13 protein-coding genes and 3 pseudogenes are annotated in these 16,904 nt (G+C 66.8%); 2 read left to right on the top strand and 14 right to left on the bottom strand.

The window, feature by feature from the left end:
• The first annotated feature begins 51 nt into the window (after nucleotides 1-51).
• Nucleotides 52-1,384, top strand: a pseudogene (locus QP164_RS09770) (AmpG family muropeptide MFS transporter).
• A 2-nt stretch (nucleotides 1,385-1,386) separates the two neighbouring features.
• On the opposite strand, the gene QP164_RS09765 reads toward QP164_RS09770, so the two are convergent.
• From QP164_RS09765 to QP164_RS09710, 12 genes and pseudogenes are all read right to left on the bottom strand, one after another.
• Nucleotides 1,387-1,863 (bottom strand): DUF6628 family protein, encoded by a 477-nt coding sequence (locus QP164_RS09765; RefSeq protein WP_333923016.1) that lies wholly within the window; start codon nucleotides 1,861-1,863, stop codon nucleotides 1,387-1,389.
• Between the two features lie 68 nt (nucleotides 1,864-1,931).
• A pseudogene (locus QP164_RS09760) lies at nucleotides 1,932-3,250 on the bottom strand (bifunctional folylpolyglutamate synthase/dihydrofolate synthase).
• Between the two features lie 114 nt (nucleotides 3,251-3,364).
• A complete protein-coding gene (gene accD, locus QP164_RS09755) occupies nucleotides 3,365-4,216 on the bottom strand; it encodes an acetyl-CoA carboxylase, carboxyltransferase subunit beta (protein ID WP_333923015.1) in 852 nt (283 codons plus the stop codon).
• The gene (gene trpA, locus QP164_RS09750; RefSeq protein ID WP_333923014.1) at nucleotides 4,213-5,040 is read right to left on the bottom strand and encodes a tryptophan synthase subunit alpha; all 828 of its coding nucleotides are present in this window, start codon (nucleotides 5,038-5,040) and stop codon (nucleotides 4,213-4,215) included. The genes accD and trpA overlap by 4 nt, the downstream gene beginning before the upstream one ends.
• Before the next feature lie 174 nt (nucleotides 5,041-5,214).
• On the bottom strand, nucleotides 5,215-6,456 hold the full coding sequence (gene trpB / locus QP164_RS09745; RefSeq protein ID WP_132898051.1) for a tryptophan synthase subunit beta: 1,242 nt from the start codon (nucleotides 6,454-6,456) through the stop codon (nucleotides 5,215-5,217).
• 158 nt (nucleotides 6,457-6,614) lie between these two features.
• A complete protein-coding gene (locus QP164_RS09740) occupies nucleotides 6,615-7,250 on the bottom strand; it encodes a phosphoribosylanthranilate isomerase (RefSeq protein WP_333923013.1) in 636 nt (211 codons plus the stop codon).
• Nucleotides 7,251-7,287: 37 nt separating this feature from the next.
• A complete protein-coding gene (pyrF, locus tag QP164_RS09735; RefSeq protein WP_333923012.1) occupies nucleotides 7,288-7,962 on the bottom strand; it encodes an orotidine-5'-phosphate decarboxylase in 675 nt (224 codons plus the stop codon).
• A complete protein-coding gene (locus tag QP164_RS09730; protein WP_132898048.1) occupies nucleotides 7,962-8,306 on the bottom strand; it encodes a DUF1049 domain-containing protein in 345 nt (114 codons plus the stop codon). The genes pyrF and QP164_RS09730 overlap by 1 nt, the downstream gene beginning before the upstream one ends.
• 80 nt (nucleotides 8,307-8,386) lie before the next feature.
• Nucleotides 8,387-10,674: pseudogene (locus QP164_RS09725) on the bottom strand (patatin-like protein).
• Between the two features lie 24 nt (nucleotides 10,675-10,698).
• Entirely contained in the window at nucleotides 10,699-11,418 is a 720-nt protein-coding gene (locus tag QP164_RS09720) for an endonuclease/exonuclease/phosphatase family protein (RefSeq protein ID WP_333923011.1), read from the bottom strand.
• Nucleotides 11,419-11,563: 145 nt separating this feature from the next.
• Nucleotides 11,564-12,007 (bottom strand): hypothetical protein, encoded by a 444-nt coding sequence (locus QP164_RS09715; protein WP_332754485.1) that lies wholly within the window; start codon nucleotides 12,005-12,007, stop codon nucleotides 11,564-11,566.
• A 101-nt stretch (nucleotides 12,008-12,108) separates the two neighbouring features.
• Nucleotides 12,109-12,339, bottom strand: a complete 231-nt coding sequence (locus QP164_RS09710) for a hypothetical protein (protein WP_332754484.1) — start codon at nucleotides 12,337-12,339, stop codon at nucleotides 12,109-12,111.
• 375 nt (nucleotides 12,340-12,714) lie between these two features.
• Here QP164_RS09710 and QP164_RS09705 point away from each other — a divergent pair, with 375 nt between their 5' ends.
• A complete protein-coding gene (locus tag QP164_RS09705) occupies nucleotides 12,715-13,365 on the top strand; it encodes a prolyl hydroxylase family protein (protein WP_333923010.1) in 651 nt (216 codons plus the stop codon).
• A 61-nt stretch (nucleotides 13,366-13,426) separates the two neighbouring features.
• On the opposite strand, the gene QP164_RS09700 is transcribed toward QP164_RS09705, so the two are convergent.
• Both QP164_RS09700 and QP164_RS09695 read right to left on the bottom strand, forming a co-directional pair.
• Nucleotides 13,427-13,966, bottom strand: a complete 540-nt coding sequence (locus QP164_RS09700; RefSeq protein ID WP_132741667.1) for a L,D-transpeptidase — start codon at nucleotides 13,964-13,966, stop codon at nucleotides 13,427-13,429.
• 136 nt (nucleotides 13,967-14,102) lie between these two features.
• Nucleotides 14,103-16,850 carry a two-partner secretion domain-containing protein gene (locus QP164_RS09695; protein WP_333923009.1) on the bottom strand — a complete coding sequence of 916 codons (2,748 nt, stop codon included), beginning with the start codon at nucleotides 16,848-16,850 and terminating at the stop codon, nucleotides 14,103-14,105.
• Between the last annotated feature and the right edge of the window lie 54 nt (nucleotides 16,851-16,904).

The raw sequence follows: 16,904 nt of genomic DNA, 5'->3' as shown, positions 1-16,904 counted from the left end.
GTTGCGATTTCCCGTTAGGGTCTCCCGCAAGCGAGTGGGAGCGTAAGTGCGATGGACGGAACCGAAGGCAAAAGCTGGAGTGACGGGTTTCGACCGTATGTCGAGAAGGCCCCGCTGGCCGCGCTCGCACTCGGCATATCGTCGGGCTTCCCCTATGCGATGATCGGCGCGACGCTGACCACCCGGCTGGCAGCGAGCGGCATCGACAAGAAGACGGTGACCGCGTTCAGTCTTGCGTTTCTCGTCTATAATTTGAAATTCCTGTGGGCCTGGGTCGTTGATGGCGTCCGCCTCCCGGTGATCGGGCGGCTCGGCCAGCGTGTTTCCTGGCTGATCATCACGGCCGCGCTAGTCGTCGCGGCTGTCGTCAACCTCGCGCTGATCGACCCAGCGGCCAGCATCGCCTCCACCGCAACCGCGGCGATCCTGGTCGGCGCGGCGGGCGCGACGTTCGACGTCGTGATCGACGCGTTCCGGATCGAGACGCTCGAACCGCGCCAATTGGGCGTCGGATCGGGGATGAGCCAATATGGCTGGCGGATCGGCTCAGCAGGCTCGGGCGCGCTGGCGCTGGTGGTCGCCGAACGCGCCGGCTGGAACGCCGCCTATCTGGCATGTGTGGTGTTCGCACTACCCGCGGTGTTGGCGGGCTTGGCGCTGGGCGAGCCCGAACGCCGCCGCCCGCCGATCGAACGGCGTGGTCTAGCCGAGGGGTTTCGCGCGATCTGGGGGCCGTTCGTCCAGTTTTTCTCGCGCGAGGGGGCGTTCATCGTCCTCGCCTTCATCCTGATCTTCAAGGTCGGCGACACGCTCGCCAATTTGACGTTGCGGCTGCTGTTCGACGACCTCGGCTTCACCGGCGACGAGATCGCGTTCTACGATGTCGGGATCGGCTTCATCGCGTATCTCGTCGGCATCTTCATCGGCGGCATTCTGTACGCGCGGATGGGGATGAAGCGATCGGTGCTTTGGTCGCTCGTGCTGATGGGCGTCTCGAACCTGTCGTTCGCTGCGTTAGCGGCGGCCGGGCACTCAAACTCCGGCATGGCGGCGGCGATCGGCTTCGAGAACGCGTCGAGCGGGTTTGGCGGCGTGGTCGTGATCGCCTATTTTTCCGCGCTGTGCGATCTACGCTTCACCGCGGCACAGTTTGCGCTGATCTCGGCAGCGGCAAGCATCGTCGGACGAGATCGTCACCGGCACGACCGCCGGTGCGCTGATCGAGGCGTTCGGCTATGTCGATTTCTACCTGCTGACGACGGTGCTCGCGGTACCAGGGATCGTGCTGTTCTGGTGGATGAGCCGGTCGGGGATGATCGACCGCTCGATCGGCAGCGCCGGCGTCGAGGGAGAGGGCGACGCGCGGGCTGGCGAGGCCGTTTAGCCTTACATCGTGACCGGTCGCCCCTCGTCGGCGAACGCGGCGGCGACGGCTGCGGCGCTGGCGAGGACGCCGTCGACACGGCGGACGCCGAGTAGATCGGTCGTCAGATAGCGGGCTGTCTCAGGGGCGGTCTCGACCCGCGCGAGGATCGACAGCATCGCCGACTCGGCTGGGGTCATCCGCGCGCAGCAGCATGGCGCGATCGCGATCGTTCCCGCCGACGTGCCCGCCAGGTCGGCCATCAGCGCGCGCAATAGTACCAGCGGACGACGAAAACTCTGCCCGAAAGCGGTGAACATCGTGTGCGCGGCGCGGGCGTCGGCGAGGCCATGCGCACCCATCCGCCGCATTGCGAACAAGGCGATTCGCGCATTTTCACAGGGCGGCAGTGGATGCGGCAGCAACGCCGTCGCGTTGGCGAGCAAATTGGTCGTGGCCGGCGTCGAACTGGGCGTCGAACTGGGGCGGGTATCGGTCATTCACGCGACTCCGTGGTGGTGTCCACAAACTCGCGCGTCCGTTATTGATAGTCAATAGCAATAAGAGCTCAGTCCGGCGGCTGGTCGTTCGTCGCGAGCACTTCACCGGCGAGATAGAGAGAACCGGCGATCAGGACGAGGTTTGCCTCTTCGCACCGCGCCGCGATCAGCTCGAGTGCAGCGGCCGGGGTGGACGACGTTTCAGCCGTTTTCCCGAAGCTTCGTGCAAGCGTTGCGAGTGTGTCGGGAGCGTGATGCGCGTGCCCCGGCACCGGGATGGCGACGACATGCCCGACAGACGGCGACAGAATGCCGATCACCGCCTCTGCATCCTTGTTGGCGAGCATCCCGAGTATCAGCGTGACCGGACGCCCCTTCGCCAGCGTTCGCAGCGCTCGCGCGACCGGTTTCGCGGCATTGGGGTTGTGCGCACCATCGAGCCATAGTTCGTTGCCCGTCGGGAGTCGTGCGAGCAGGGGGCCATCGGACAGGCGCTGCATCCTGGCTGGCCAATGCGCCCAGTCGGCGGCGGCGCGCATCGCGGCTTCGGAAACATGCAGCGCGCCCTGATGGCGGAGCATCGCGATCGCGAGCGCGAGGTTGCGGGACTGGTGCGCGCCGACGAGGCGGGGGCGGTTGGTGACGACCGAAAAGCCGGTATCCTCGTAGCGGACGGTCGAGCGTGCGGTCTCGCTCGTCCAGGCCGTGCCGCGCGCGTGGACGGGGGCACCCGCGGCGGCGGCTACCGCGGCGATCTTTGCGCGGAGGGCCTTGGGATAGTCCATCGTGACGAGCGGCACGCCGGACTTGGCGATGCCCGCTTTCTCGCCGGCGATCTCCAGCAGCGTGTCGCCGAGGAACGACTGGTGATCGATCCCGAGTGCGGCGATGCCGGTGACGACCGGGTTCGGGATGACATTGGTCGCATCGAGTCTGCCGCCGAGACCGACTTCGACGATGGTCGCTGCCGCTGGTGTGCGGGCGAAGGCGAGGAAGGCGGCGGCGGTGGTGACTTCGAAGAAGCTGGCTTGCAGGTCGGCGGCTTGGTCGAGGACTTCCGATAGCAAGGCTGCGAGCAGGTCGTCTTCGATCAGTTGCCCGGCGAGGCGGATGCGTTCGTTGAACCTTACCAGGTGTGGGGAGGAATAGACGTGGACGCTGTGTCCGGCGGCTTCGATGGCGGCGCGGAGGAAGGCGCAGGTCGACCCCTTGCCGTTGGTGCCGGCGACGTGGAACACCGGGGGAGATCGAGGTGCGGGTCGCCGAGACGGGCCAGCAGCGCGGTGATGCGCTCGAGGCCGAGGATATCGGCGCCGGGGGAGAGCGCGGTCAGCCGGTCGAGTTGTGCTTGCACTGCGGGGGACGAGGACACGGCGTGGTCGGGCATTCTTGGCTCCCTCTCCCCTCCGGGGAGGGCTGGGGTGAGGGGCAGTTCCGGGCGGCGTACTGCTTGGCTGCCCCTCACCCCGACCCTCTCCCCGGAGGGGAGAGGGAGTAGCGATTACGCTGCTTCGCGCGCGCTCAGATACCCGATGACCGTGCCGAGCTGTTCGCGCAGGTCCTTGCGGTGGACGACCATGTCGATCATCCCGTGCTCGAGATAATATTCCGACGTCTGGAAGTCCTCGGGCAGCTTCTCGCGGATCGTGCTCTCGATCACGCGCCGGCCGGTGAACGCCAGCGTCGCCTTGGGCTCGGCGATCTGGACGTCGCCGAGCATCGCGTAGGCCGCCATCACGCCGCCCGAGGTGGGATCGGTCAGCACGACGATGTACGGCAGGCCGGCATCGTGGAGCATCTGGATCGCGACGGTGCTGCGCGGCATTTGCATCAGGCTGAGGATGCCCTCCTGCATGCGCGCGCCGCCGCTCGCGGTGAAGATGACGTAGGGCACGCGGTCCTCGATCGCCGCCTCGACGCCGCGCACGAAGGCTTCGCCGACCGCGAGTCCCATCGAGCCGCCCATGAAGCCGAAGTCCTGCACGCCGACCACGACCCGGTGGCCGGCGATCGCACCGCATGCGTTGATCAGCGCGTCCTGCTCGCTGTTGTCGGTACGCGCGGCCTTGAGGCGATCGGTGTAGCGCTTCTGGTCGCGGAATTTCAGCGGATCCTCGGGCACTTTCGGTGCGGGAAGTTCGCTGCAGCTGCCCTCGTCGAACAGCTGCGCAAAGCGGATCTTCGGCCCGATGCGGTCGTGATGATCGCATTTCGGGCAGACGTACAGATTGTCCTCGAGCTCCTTGGTGAAGACCATCTGCCCGCAGCCCTTGCACTTGTGCCAGAGATTCTCGGGCGTCTCCCGCTTCGCGACGAAGGGCAGGACGTTGCGGACGCTGTTGAGCCAGCTCATGCGCCAATCTCCATAGGGGCGGTCTTTCGGGCCGAAGCGACAGCGTCGGCGAGAGACTTGATATAGGCGCGGACCGGCTCGGCCGCAGCGGCACCGTGCTGCGCGACCAGTTCGACGATCGCCGAGCCGACGACGACGCCGTCCGCGACCCGCGCGACGTTGGCCGCCTGCTCGGGCGTGCGGATGCCGAAGCCGACCGCGATGGGGATGTCGGTCTGGGCCTTGAGGCGAGCGACGGCGTCCTCGATCGAGGATTGCTGCGCCTGCTGGAGCCCGGTGATCCCCGCGACCGACACGTAATAGAGGAACCCGCTCGCGCCATCGAGCACGGTCGGCAGGCGGGCGGCGTCGGTGGTGGGCGTGGCGAGGCGGATCAGGTCGATCCCGGCGGCACGCAATTGCGGGCCGAGCGCATCGTCCTCTTCGGGCGGCACGTCGACGCAGATCACGCCGTCGACGCCAGCGTTGGCCGCCGCCTCGGCGAACCAGTCCGCGCCGCGCCGGAGCATCGGGTTGCCATAGCCCATCAGGACCAGCGGCACGTCGGGGTGGCGCGCGCGGAACGCGGTGGCGGTGGCCAAGATGTCGGCAGTGCGGGTTCCTTGCGCGAGGCTGCGGATGTTGGCGGCCTGGATCGCGGGGCCGTCGGCCATCGGATCGGTGAACGGCATACCGAGTTCGATCGCGTCCGCGCCGCCGGCGACGAGCGCGTCGAGGATCGGGCCGGTGGCCTCGGTGGTCGGATCACCCGCGGTGACGAATGCGACGAGCGCGGCGCGGCCGGCGGCGGCGGTGCGCGCAAAGGTGGCGGCGAGGCGGCTCACTTGCCCCCTCCCAAGCAATAGTCGTCGCTCGACGCATATCCCGAGCCACGCCAACACCCGTCACCCCAGCGAAAGCTGGGGTATTCCGGTTGACGACCACGGCACCCGCCCCATTGATACCCCAGCTTTCGCTGGGGTGACGGGTGGGGGAGGGGGACTGCCCGTCAATCGAGCTCATATCGCCACCCCGAGCGCTTCCGCCACGGTGAAGATGTCCTTGTCGCCGCGGCCGCACAGGTTCGCCAGGATGATCTGGTCCTGCCGCATCTCGCGTGCCTTCTTCGTCACCGTCGCGATCGCGTGCGATGGTTCGAGCGCGGGGATGATGCCTTCGGTGCGACAGAGCAGCTGGAACGCGTCGAGCGCCTCGGTGTCGGTCGCGCTGTCATACTGCACGCGGCCGATGTCGCGCAGCCAGGCATGCTCGGGGCCGATCCCTGGGTAATCCAAGCCGGCCGAGATCGAATGCGCCTCGGTGATCTGGCCGTCCTCGTCCTGCAACAGATACGTCTTGTTGCCGTGGAGCACGCCGGGGAAACCGCCCGCAAGGCTCGCCGCGTGCTGCTTGTCGAGGCCATGACCCGCTGCCTCGACGCCGAGCATCTGCACATCGGCATCGTCGAGGAACGGATGGAACAGTCCGATAGCGTTCGAGCCGCCACCGATCGCCGCGACCAGCATGTCTGGCAGACGACCGACGCGCGCGAGCATCTGCGCGCGCGCCTCGGTGCCGATTACGCTCTGGAAATCGCGGACCATCTCCGGATACGGGTGTGGGCCGGCGGCGGTGCCGATGATGTAGAAGGTGTCGTGGACGTTCGCGACCCAGTCGCGCATGCCCTCGTTCATCGCGTCCTTCAGCGTGTGCGCGCCGCTGGTCACGGGGCGGACTTCGGCGCCGAGCAGCTTCATGCGGAACACGTTGGGCGCCTGCCGCTCGACGTCCTTGGCGCCCATGTAGATCACGCAGGGCAGGCCGAAGCGCGCGCAGACCGTCGCGGTGGCGACGCCGTGCTGGCCCGCACCGGTCTCGGCGATGATCCGCGTCTTGCCCATGCGCATGGCGAGCAGGATCTGGCCGATGCAGTTGTTGATCTTGTGCGCGCCGGTGTGATTGAGCTCGTCGCGCTTGAACCACACTTGGGCTCCCATGCCTTCCGGAGCGGACTCGCGGAGCGCCTCGGTCAGGCGCTCGGCGTAATAGAGCGGGCTTGGGCGACCGACATAATGTTCGAGCAAATCGTCGAACTGCGCCTTGAAGGCGGGGTCGGCCTTGGCGGCGCGGTACGCCTCGTCGAGTTCGAGGACGAGCGGCATCAGCGTCTCGGCGACATAGCGGCCGCCGAAATCACCGAAATGGCCGCGCTCGTCGGGCTGGGCGCGGTAGGAGTTGGGGGCAAGGGTTGGAGCGTTCATGACTGGGCGTTTAGCACTTCGTAAATCGCTGTCACCCCTTCCGTTTTATTGGGCACCACCCCGGCGGAGGCCGGGCCCAATTGGGAAGGTCATAATCACGGCGGGAAGGGACTGTCACAGGCCTCCCCAATTGGGCCCCGGCCTTCGCCGGGGTGGTGCTAGCGCGTGGCGACAGCTTTCAGGAATGCCGCGACCCTGGTTTCGTCCTTGATACCGGGCTCGCTTTCAACCCCCGACGACACGTCGACGAGTTCGGCGCCGGTGCGGCGGATCGCCTCCGCCACGTTGGCCGGATCGAGCCCTCCCGACAGAGCCCAGGGCAGGGGATGTCTGAACCCGTCGAGCAGGTCCCAGTCGAACCGCAAGCCCATCCCGCCCGGCAATGCGGCCGAGTCCGGGGTCTTGGCGTCATAGAGTATCCGGTCGGCGACTCCGGTAAAGCCATGCGCCGCATCCAGATCGCCTCGCGTGCGCACCGCAACGGCGACCCACGTCTCGATTCTGAACTCCGCGCGGATCGCGGCGGCCCGCGCGGGCGTCACCTTGTGGAGTTGCAGCACGTCGAGCGCGGCCGATGCGACCGCCTGTTCGAGCATCTCGTCCTCGGGATCGACGAACACGCCGACCTTCGCGACGTGATCGGGTACGCGCGCCGCGAGTTCGGCGGCTTTCGCGAACGTCACGTGGCGTGGCGACGCGGGGAAGAACACGAACCCGACATGGCTCGCGCCGTGCTTGATCGCAGCGTCGAGCGTCGCGGGGTTGGAAAGGCCGCAGATCTTGGCGGTGGTCATGCTGGTTCCTAAAACCCTTCTCCCGATGGGAGAGGGATCAGAGCGTCGCGCCGATCGCGCGGGCGGCGGTGTCGGGGTCTTCTGCTTGCGTGATCGGACGGCCCACCACAAGGATGGAAGCCCCAGCATCAAGCGCCTGGCGCGGCGTGACGACGCGCTTCTGGTCGCCGATCTGGCCGTCGGGCAGGCGGACACCGGGGACCACGAAGAACCCCTTGGGCCAGATTGCCTTCGCCGCAGCAACCTCCGCGCCTGAGCAGACGATGCCGTCGACCCCGGCCTCGCACGCGAGTTCGGTCAGTCGCGTCACTTGGTCATGCGCATTTCCGCTAATGCCGGTGGCGGCGAGATCGGCTGCGTCGAGGCTGGTCAGCATCGTCACCGCGATCACCTTCGTGCCGATCGGCGCGGCTGCCTTGGCGTCCTCGAGCATCGCGCGGCCGCCGCTCGCATGGACGGTCAAGATCGCGGGTTCGAGCGGGCCGAGTGCCTGCACCGCCTTGGCGACGGTGTTGGGGATGTCGTGCAGCTTGAGATCGAGGAAGATCGGCAGGCCGAATTCCGCCATCGCATGCACGCCGGACTGGCCGTTCGCAGAGAAGAATTCGAGCCCGAGCTTGATCCCGCCGACATGATGGCGGACGCGCGCCGCGAGTGCCTTCGCGCGCGCCAGATCGGGCGTGTCGAGCGCGACGTAGATGCGGTTGCTCATTACGCGACGCCCGGCGGGACTGCGGTCGGCGCGCCGAGCGGCGCGATCGTTACCGGCGTTTCGGCGGGCACGAACGCCACCGGCTCGGGCCGCGGCGTGCGCAGTTCGAGCAGTTCGCGCTCGCAGGTCGACAGGCGCTGACGCAGGCGCCACCGGATCGCGTGATTGTAGATCATGGTCGGCACGAACCCGATCAGGAAGGTGACGAACAGCAGCAGCGGCAGGTTCACGTCCGCGATCAGCCCGCCCCAGAGCTGAATCTGGACGGCGTTCCAGTTGCTTATGGTGAACACCGCGGCGACGAACGCCAGCAGGCACCAGAACAGGATTTTCAGGAACTGCATGCGGCCACCTCTATGTCTTCGCCCGCAGCCGAAGCGGCGAGTGGCCCAGAGCTACCGCTAGATCGCGCGTTTGGCCAGCTTTAGCCGATTTCCGTCCGCAACTGCGCGATCAGCGGCAGGATCGCGGTCAGCCGCGGTTCCTCCTCGTCGAGGATCGCGAGAAACGCGGCGCGCTTGATCGCCGCGACCCGCCCGGGCTTCATCCGCACCGTCTGCGGCAACGTCGAGACGGTGATATCGATCATCCGCTCCGACCCGTGCAGCCGCCCCCATAGATAGTCGTTCTCGCGGTAGGCACGACTGAAGAACGCGCCGAACGTGCCGAACTGGATCCCCTTCAACGTCGCCTCGGCGCCGCCGGAGCGGATCGCGGTCGCGTCGTCGGGGGCGATCCGATCGACCTTGATCGGGTCGAACTCGTCGAGCCCCTCGCCCTGCAACAGCGGTAGCGTCGCGGTATCGAAATAGGGAAAGCCGAGATAGGCGAGCAGCAACGTCCGCCGTGCAGGCTTGGCGAGTGCCGCGAACGCCTCCGCCAGCCGCTGGTCGGTCGCCGCATCGAGCCGCTCGAGATCGAACGTCCGCCCGAGCGTCTCCAGCACCGCGGTCGCATCGCCCTTCATCGCGCGCACCGCATCGTGCATCCCGGCATGCATCTCGCCGCGCAGCCGATCGAGATACGGCGACAGCGATTCGTAGATCGCGTCTCGCATCGGTGCGAGTTCGGGTTCGTCGGCGGCGGTCTCGACCTCCGACAGGCGCCGCGCCATCAGCCGCAGCCGGCGGATGCGAAAGCCGATGTCGAAGGTTCGCAGGAATGCGATCGACGCGGGGCTGGCACCGTTCGCAAAGCCCGCCCCGAGCTGGTCCGCGCCCGTCGCTGCAACCTGCGCGACGATCGCGGCGCGGATCTGCGTCAGCCGCCGCGGACTATGATGGCGGCCCGCTTCGTACAGCAGCCCGGCCAGCGCCTCGATCACCGCGCTGCGTTTCAGATGCCCGTACGCGACGAAGCCATAGCCCGAACTTGCCGCCGCCGCCTTCTGCGCGCGCCGCCGCCATGCGATCAGCCTCGGCGCGGTCGGTCGGTCGAGGAACAGCGTGTGGCCGAACAGCGATTCGACGTCCGCCTCGACTTCCGGCCGGATCGCGGTGACGATCCCGCGCATCCGGTCGATCCGGCCTGAGCGTTCGGCGATCGCTTCCAGATTGTCGCGGATCGGTTGCTGGCGCGGGATGTCGCTGATCGCGCCGATGATCGTCTGAAAGAATCCAGGCGTGCCCTCGCCGCGGTTGAGCCGCAGCTTGATGCCGGGGGAGGGATCTATGTAGATGAACCGCCGGTCGATCTGGCGCCGCGCGGGGCGTTGCTTGAGCGCATCGAGTGCCGGGCGGAACGGCGCATTGGCGAGCACCGATCCGTCGATCAGCACTGCGCTCTCCGCCGCGTTCGCCGCAGTATGACGCGGCAGCACACGCGCGAGGAAGCGGCTGCGTTCCGGCCACGCGATCTTGCGCTGCTTCAGCACACCGTCGAGCTCTGCGACCGTAAACGGCGGGAATGCGCCCGGAAAGCTGGACGTCGCGCGCGCGGCGAAGGCGAGTTCCGCGCGCGGCGCCAGCGTATCGCACGCGCCGCCATTATCGGTGAAGTCGACCACCAGACGATGCTCGGTCTCGACCACCTCGGCGGGAGAATTGAGCTGCAACCGCTCTGGATGCCCCGAGAAATCGGTTACCGTCACGAACAGGTCGAGCGGCTGGCCCGGCGGCAGCAGTCGGGGGCCGCGCTCGCTCGCGCCCATCGCGTCGAACGCATCGAGCAGCAGGTTGGTAAAGGTCTTGCCCCCGAACGGCGGCTCGAACCAGCGCGACCGGATGAAGTGCGACAGCTTTGTCCGCACCTCCTCGCGCGTCGGCTCGTCGAGCGCCTCGACCTTGTCCGTGCTCCGTCCCGCCGCCATCCACGCGAGCGGCATCGCCCACGCCTTCGAGAACCGCGATTTCGGCGCCGCCTCGGTGTCGATCAGCGCCTCGACATCGGCAGACGTCATCCACAGGTCGGTCAGCGGATCGAGGCTCTGGCCCGTCGCGATCGCCTGCGCGAGGAAGATGCCGTTGATCCCGCCCGCGCTGGCGCCGGCGATGATGTCGGCGAGCACGCGCACGCGGATCGATGCGTGATCCTCGATCTCCTGCAGCAACGCGTGATACACGCCTTGGCTGCCCCCTTTGGCGCCTCGCCGTCGTGAAACGCCCGGCTCGCGCAGACGAGACGCCAGATCTCCTTGGTGATCCCGTGCATGTAGACTGCCAGGCTGATCCCGCCATAGCAGACGAGCGCCAGTCGCAGTTCCTTCTCGCGCATTCTACATCCTCGTCCGGGTGGCGATTATAGAGCCGGGTATAGAGCCGGGGCCTTGGGTTCCAGCATAGCCCAGATCGGCAGATGATCCGACGCCTTCCGCGCCGCGGGGCTCGCATGCACGCCGCATTCCACGACGTTGAGTTCACGCGAGACCATGATCCGGTCGAGCCGCGCGATCGCCCGCCGCGAATGGAAACTCGCCCCGGTCTCGGCAAACGCATAGTCGCGGCCGAAATCGCGCAGGCATCCGGCACCGGCGCTCCACTCGTTCAGATCACCCATCATCACCGTCGGATGCCGGTGCGCGCAGCTATCGACATGGTTCATGATCGCCGCCGCCTGCTTGCGCCGCCAAAGCCCTGACAGATCGAGATGCATCCCGAGCACACGGATCGTCCCGCCGGCGAGTTGCACGTCGGCCATCACCGCGCCGCGCGGCTCCAAAGCCGGCAGATGTAGCGGTTCGCTGGCAACGACGCGCGCCGATTTCCGGACAAGGATGACGTTGCCATGCCACCCCATGCTGAGCGCGCGGAGGCCAAAATCGACCGGTTTCCAGTCGCTGTGCTCCTCGAGCAGGTGATGCGGCAACACGCAGGCCTTCGCGCCGAAGCGGCGATCCGCCTCCTGCAGCGCGATCACGTCGGCGTCGATCTCGCGCAACACTTCGACCACGCGTTCGGGATTGCGCCGACGGTCGAGCCCGATGCCCTTGTGGATATTGTAGCTGGCGACCTTGATCATGCGTGGGGTCTATAACGTCGCTTTGGCGATCCGGGTTGCGCAATGGTCACCGATTGGACTGCAAATCCCGTCGACCGTGCTGGACGCGGGTCGGACTCTATCAGGCCGCGCGGGAATACGCGGCGGGCGCCTGATGCGGCAATCGTCAGCGAGCATAGCATTTCTGCATGCCGATCAGTCGGCCGCGACCATCCATGTGGGTCGCGTCGCCGGGAAAGGCGCGCATCGTCGCGCCCAGTTTGGCCAGTTCGTCCGGCGACAGCCAGCCCTGGATCCGGCCCTGCTGCACTGCCCAGCAATCGGCGGCGGCTTCGCCCGGACCAAAGATCTGGTGGGCACATTCGTGCGTGTACCAGAAGAGTTGCTGCGCACGCGGAAGGTTGAGAACGCGCGGGTGCAGGATGATCCGTCCCTTATAGGCGGCGGCAATGTCGTCGATCGGCTGGATCATCGTGTCGACCGGGCCACAGGTGGCGCGATAGCCCGCGAGCAACAACGCACCGGGCAGGATGAGACGCTGCGCGGGGGCGGGTTGCGGGACAAGCGCCAGCAACGACGCCGCAGCGCCTGCGAGAATGTTTTTGAACATGGGTATCCTGGCCCCGCGAAGCGCGAGGACGATAAAGAGTGGTGCGCGACGCGCGTTCGCGTTTCAGTCAGGGGAGAGGCGGATGTCGCCGGCCTGCGCGGCTACCCGAAATACAGGTAGATGATGCCGCCCCAGATCATCGCCGACGGCAATGCTGCGTAGCAAAGCCCTCTCATGACCGCGGTTTCCGGCAAGACTGTTCGCCGTCGTTTCGGGCGGACAGGCAAGACTTCTAAGGAAAACGCCGGGATAGTCGGAACCTGATCGGCCAAAGCATTGCCGAGCGGAGGCTTGCGTCCGAATGGGAACAGACTTTTCGTGAACGGCTTCATGCCCTGTCTCCGCCGATGTCGGTCAAATCGCGTCATCCGTGTCGTCGCCGGCAGCGACGCATGGGATGTTCCCGAACTCTTTGGCTTGGTGCGACTTAGCGCATCCATCGTGGCGGGGTGGTAGCGATAAATCGCCGAACCGAGCCGAACCTGTGTTGGTCGTACTTGATAAACGTATGTTAGCTGCTAAAGATGCATCAATTAAAATATAAACCTAGATTAAGAATCTTGATATCGGCCCAGTAAAGGGTGGATGATTAAAGCGATCAAAACATGTCTGAATTTTTAGATACTGGCGCTTGGCCAACAGATGACTCCCATAACACTTCGCTGATTTCCGCACCATTGTCAGCACTTGATCTACGCGATGGGCACATGGAAGCATTGGCCCGCTCCGATTCTGCGGCGCGTGTTCGGGAACGGATCGCGCATTATCCCGGTGCTGTCCGGATCCCGGCCAATGGCGTCGAACTCTACGTCGTTCGAAATTTCATCACGGTCGAGGAATGCCAGGCGCTGATTCGGCTCATCGATGCCGAGCGTGTACCGTCGCCCGTCGTCTCCGATGATCCGGTGCCGTCGTATCGGACCAGCGAAACCTGTTATCTTTATCCCGGACCCGATGCGGTGACGGTGGTCGAGAACATGCTCGACGATGTCACCGGGATCGAGCCAATATTTGGCGAAGCCTTGCAGGGTCAGCGCTATGCGGTCGGGCAAGAGTTCAAGCCGCATCACGACTTCTTCGATACTGGCCAGCATTACTGGCGGAACCAGGTGCCGATCGGCGGACAGCGGACATGGTCGGCAATGACGTTTCTCAACGAGCCGGCATTGGGCGGGCGGACGAACTTTCCGACCGCTGGCGTGGTGATCGCACCGAAGGCCGGCAATCTGGTGATCTGGAACAACATGGATGCGCTGGGCAGGCCGAATCCCGGATCGCTGCATCAGGGTATGCCGGTCGAGCAGGGCGTCAAATACGTGCTGACTAAATGGTATCGCGAGCGGCCCTGGTGCCAGTGACGTAGCGGCCCGGCAGCGGGATCGTTGTGATCCTCTCCGACGTGTGGAGGATCACGATGCGCTAGCCCGCCGCCGCGACCGGCACGGCGAAGACGCTGCGGAGCGGCCTGGTCTCGGGCAGGATGTAGACGATGCCGACGGTGCCGGTGAACAAGGGCTTGACCACGTCGTCGTAGAATTTGGCGGGTACGTTGACGCAGCCATACGAGATCCGGTTGTCGCTGGGTGTCGGCGATGCGAGTCGACCCGCACGGTTGTCGATCCGGCGGCCGACGATCACGCGGTGCATCGACAGCGCGGCGTCATAGTCGATCCACAGGATATCCTGCTCGAAATCGCGACCGAGCGAGGCCTTGAACCGGCCCGCAGGGGTGGTGCGTTCGGCCGGCGTAATCGTCGCGAGCTTGCGCTGGCCGATGCCGGGTACGCTCGCATCGCCGCGCGCCATGCCGAGCAAGGCTGGCGCCGTGCCGCGCAATCCACCGGTGGCGTCGAACGCGAACACGACGGCGTTCACCTTGTCGATGACGATGAACGGCAGGCTTTGGTTATCGCGCGATGCTGCAACCCAGTTCGCGGTGTCCCGCGCATCGTTCGACACTGTCTCGGTCCCGAATCGGGCGACGCTTTCGGCCGATACTGGTTGCGCCAAACCTTGGGATGTCGCCGCAAGTCCCATGAGGCCCGCCATAAGCGTTACGCACCAGTTCCTTTGAATAGCACCCCGACCGATCATCTTAATGACGCGCCTGCTTGCGCGGATAGTCGGGGACGGCCGGCGTATTCGGCGGGGTCGGTTGCACGAAGGGACGACCGGGGGTCGGCTGCACGGCCTGCGGCGTCACGGGGGTCTCGACGACGGGCAGCACGGTTTGCGGCGTGCCGGGGGTCTCGACGATGACCGTACCCGGACGGATGGGCGGCGGGAAACCCACGCCACCCTCGACGACCTCGATCGGCGGCGGCGACGGCACGCGGACCATCACGGGCGGAACGTCCAGGATCGGGCGAGTCGCGGTCGGCAGGTTTGGTACGGGTGTCGGGGTGACCACGACTGGCGGGGTTGGCGTTGGGGTTGGGGTTGGCGACGGTGCTGGTGCTGGTGCTGGTGCTGGTGCGGGAGCTGGAGCTGGAGCTGGGGCAGGCGCAGGCGCAGGAGCTGGAGCGGGCGCCGGTGCTGGAGCGGGCGCCGGAGCTGGAGCGGGCGCCGGTGCTGGAGCGGGCGCCGGAGCTGGAGCGGGCGCCGGTGCAGGAGCGGGCGCCGGCGCCGGTGCTGGAGCAGGCGCTGGTGCCGGAGCAGGCGCCGGTGCTGGAGCGGGCGCAGGTGCAGGAGCGGGCGCCGGTGCTGGAGCGGGCGCCGGTGCTGGAGCGGGCGCTGGTGCCGGAGCAGGCGCCGGTGCTGGAGCGGGCGCTGGTGCCGGAGCAGGCGCCGGTGCTGGAGCGGGCGCTGGTGCCGGAGCAGGCGCTGGTGCTGGAGCAGGCGCCGGTGCTGCAGCCGTAATCGTCCCGGTCGTCCGGAATCCGGCGACGCAGCACGAGCTCGCCAGCGCATACTGGTCCGCGTTCGCGCCGGTCAGTGTGTAGCCGCTGAAGCTCACCCCGATTCCGGTCCCCGCATCGGTGCTGTCGAACGTCGCGGTCGCATCGGTGCCGGCGACCAGCGATACGCCGGTCGGCGTCCCCGAGGTGTCGGTGGTGTTGAACCCGCTCAGCACCGCGGCATTGGTGCCGTCGGCGACCTTCTGCGCGGTCGGGAACAACAGCATGCGCTGGGTGATCGCCGCGCCTTCGGTCAGCACGAACTCGGTCGAGAAGTCGGTCGGCGTCGTGTACGAAACCGGGTTGTAGTTGATCGACACCGGCGCCGCGGTGACGGTGGTCGGCGGCGACAGCGCGGAGAACACGATCGTGCCGCCGTTGACGCCCGGACCGGTGCCGTCCGATCCTGCGATCAGCGTGAGGCCGACTGGCAGGCCCAGGCTCTGCGCGGGGATCGTCGTACCGCGGGTCAGCGTCACCGCCGCGTCGATCATCACGTCATGACCTGCGCACAGCGCGATGTTGCCGTCGGTAGTCGTGATCGCGTGGAACACCTGCACGTTGCGCCCGGCGTTGAGCAGGATGCTGCCGTTGGTCGTCGTCAGGTCGGCGTTGACGTTCACGTCGCGGCCGCAGCACGCGACGATGTTGCCGTTGGTCGCGGTGATCGGCGCGTTGATGTTGACGTCGCGAAACGCGTTCATCGTCAGCGTCGTCGGCACACCCGAGGCGGTCCAGGCAACCGCATCATTGACGAAGATGTCGCCATTGCCGGTGGTCGTGTCGCCCGCTGCGGGGATCGTGCTGATCGTGATGCTGGTCGTCACCAGCTGCGCCGACAGCGTCGCGCCCGAGATGTTGCCGCCTGCGCCGATCACGTAATCCTGCGGATCGATCAGCCATGTGCCGGTCAGGCCGCCCGGTGCGTAGGTCGAGACCTTGGCGCTGTCCGCCACGTTGACGGTCGCCGCCGACGTCTCGATGAAGCCGCCATTGCCGCCGACCGGTGCGCTCGCGTCGAGCGTGCCGGCCAGGCTGACGGTGCCGCTCTTCATGTCGCCGAGCAGGAGAATGGTGCCGCCGCGGTTCTGCAACGTGCGTGCCTCGACGACACCGGTGTTGTTGACCGCGGTGTGGAGCAGGTCGCCCGCACCCTGCGCGGTCATCACGACCTTGCCGCCGTCCGCGCGGATCAGCCCGCCGTTGCGGACCAGCGCGCCGACCGCGCCCTTGTCGACCGCGACGTTGAGTAGCCCGTCGCCCGCGACATCGAGCGTGATCGCCTCGCCGCCCGCGAGCACGACGGTGCCGAAGTTCGCCTTGATCGTGCCGCCATTGCCGACGTTCGCGCCGAGCAGCGCGACATAGCCGTTCTTCGCGGTGATCGTGCCGTCGTTCTGGACGCTCGCGCCGCTGGTGCCCGCAAAACTGTTCTTGCCCGCGAGGAAATCGGAGTCGGAGATGTTCAGCGTCGACGCGACCAGCCCACCGACGTTAACATTGGCGGACTGGCCGAACAGGATGCCGTTCGCGTTGACCAGGAACACTTTCCCGTTCGCCGACAGATTGCCGAGGATCACCGAAGGATCGGTGCCGAGCACGCGGTTCAGCGCGACCGAACTGCTGGTCGGCTGGTCGAAGACGACGCTCTTGCCCTTGCCGATCGAGAAGGACTGCCAGTTGATCGCCGTCCGGTCGCTGGTCTGCGTCACGGTCACCGACTTGCTGCCCGTCGCGATGCTCGCCTGGCCCGCAACCACTTCGCCCCCGGTCGGCAGCGTCTGCGCCTCGACCGGGCGCGCCGCCAGCGTGCCGGCGAGGCTGAACCCGATCAGCCAGGCGAACCGCGCGAGCCCGGTCGTGCCGAACAGGCCGCCACGCCGCGTGCGCGTGACCGATGGGGCGGGGCGGCTGGTGTTTCTGAGCGAAGAGGGAATGGGGGTCATGGGCGGTATCCTTGGTAGCGGCGGATGGCCGCAAAATTCGGGGGTGCGTGCGCG

The sequence above is a fragment of the Sphingomonas sp. LR59 genome, from assembly GCF_036855945.1.
In the GTDB taxonomy this organism is placed as follows: domain Bacteria; phylum Pseudomonadota; class Alphaproteobacteria; order Sphingomonadales; family Sphingomonadaceae; genus Sphingomonas.
The sequence above is the reverse complement of the archived record's forward strand: the minus strand, read 5'-3'. Positions and strand labels throughout refer to the sequence as shown.

Bases quoted from the DNA above. Each gene is read 5' to 3' on its own strand.
- QP164_RS09695 (WP_333923009.1), bottom strand. From the start codon at position 16,850: ATGACCCCCATTCCCTCTTCGCTCAGAAACACCAGCCGCCCCGCCCCA.
- pyrF (WP_333923012.1), bottom strand. From the start codon at position 7,962: ATGAGCAACCGCATCTACGTCGCGCTCGACACGCCCGATCTGGCGCGC.
- QP164_RS09715 (WP_332754485.1), bottom strand. From the start codon at position 12,007: ATGTTCAAAAACATTCTCGCAGGCGCTGCGGCGTCGTTGCTGGCGCTT.
- accD (WP_333923015.1), bottom strand. From the start codon at position 4,216: ATGAGCTGGCTCAACAGCGTCCGCAACGTCCTGCCCTTCGTCGCGAAG.
- QP164_RS09705 (WP_333923010.1), top strand. From the start codon at position 12,715: ATGGAAGCATTGGCCCGCTCCGATTCTGCGGCGCGTGTTCGGGAACGG.
- QP164_RS09765 (WP_333923016.1), bottom strand. From the start codon at position 1,863: ATGACCGATACCCGCCCCAGTTCGACGCCCAGTTCGACGCCGGCCACG.
- QP164_RS09740 (WP_333923013.1), bottom strand. From the start codon at position 7,250: ATGACCACCGCCAAGATCTGCGGCCTTTCCAACCCCGCGACGCTCGAC.
- QP164_RS09720 (WP_333923011.1), bottom strand. From the start codon at position 11,418: ATGATCAAGGTCGCCAGCTACAATATCCACAAGGGCATCGGGCTCGAC.
- trpB (WP_132898051.1), bottom strand. From the start codon at position 6,456: ATGAACGCTCCAACCCTTGCCCCCAACTCCTACCGCGCCCAGCCCGAC.
- QP164_RS09710 (WP_332754484.1), bottom strand. From the start codon at position 12,339: ATGAAGCCGTTCACGAAAAGTCTGTTCCCATTCGGACGCAAGCCTCCG.
- QP164_RS09730 (WP_132898048.1), bottom strand. From the start codon at position 8,306: ATGCAGTTCCTGAAAATCCTGTTCTGGTGCCTGCTGGCGTTCGTCGCC.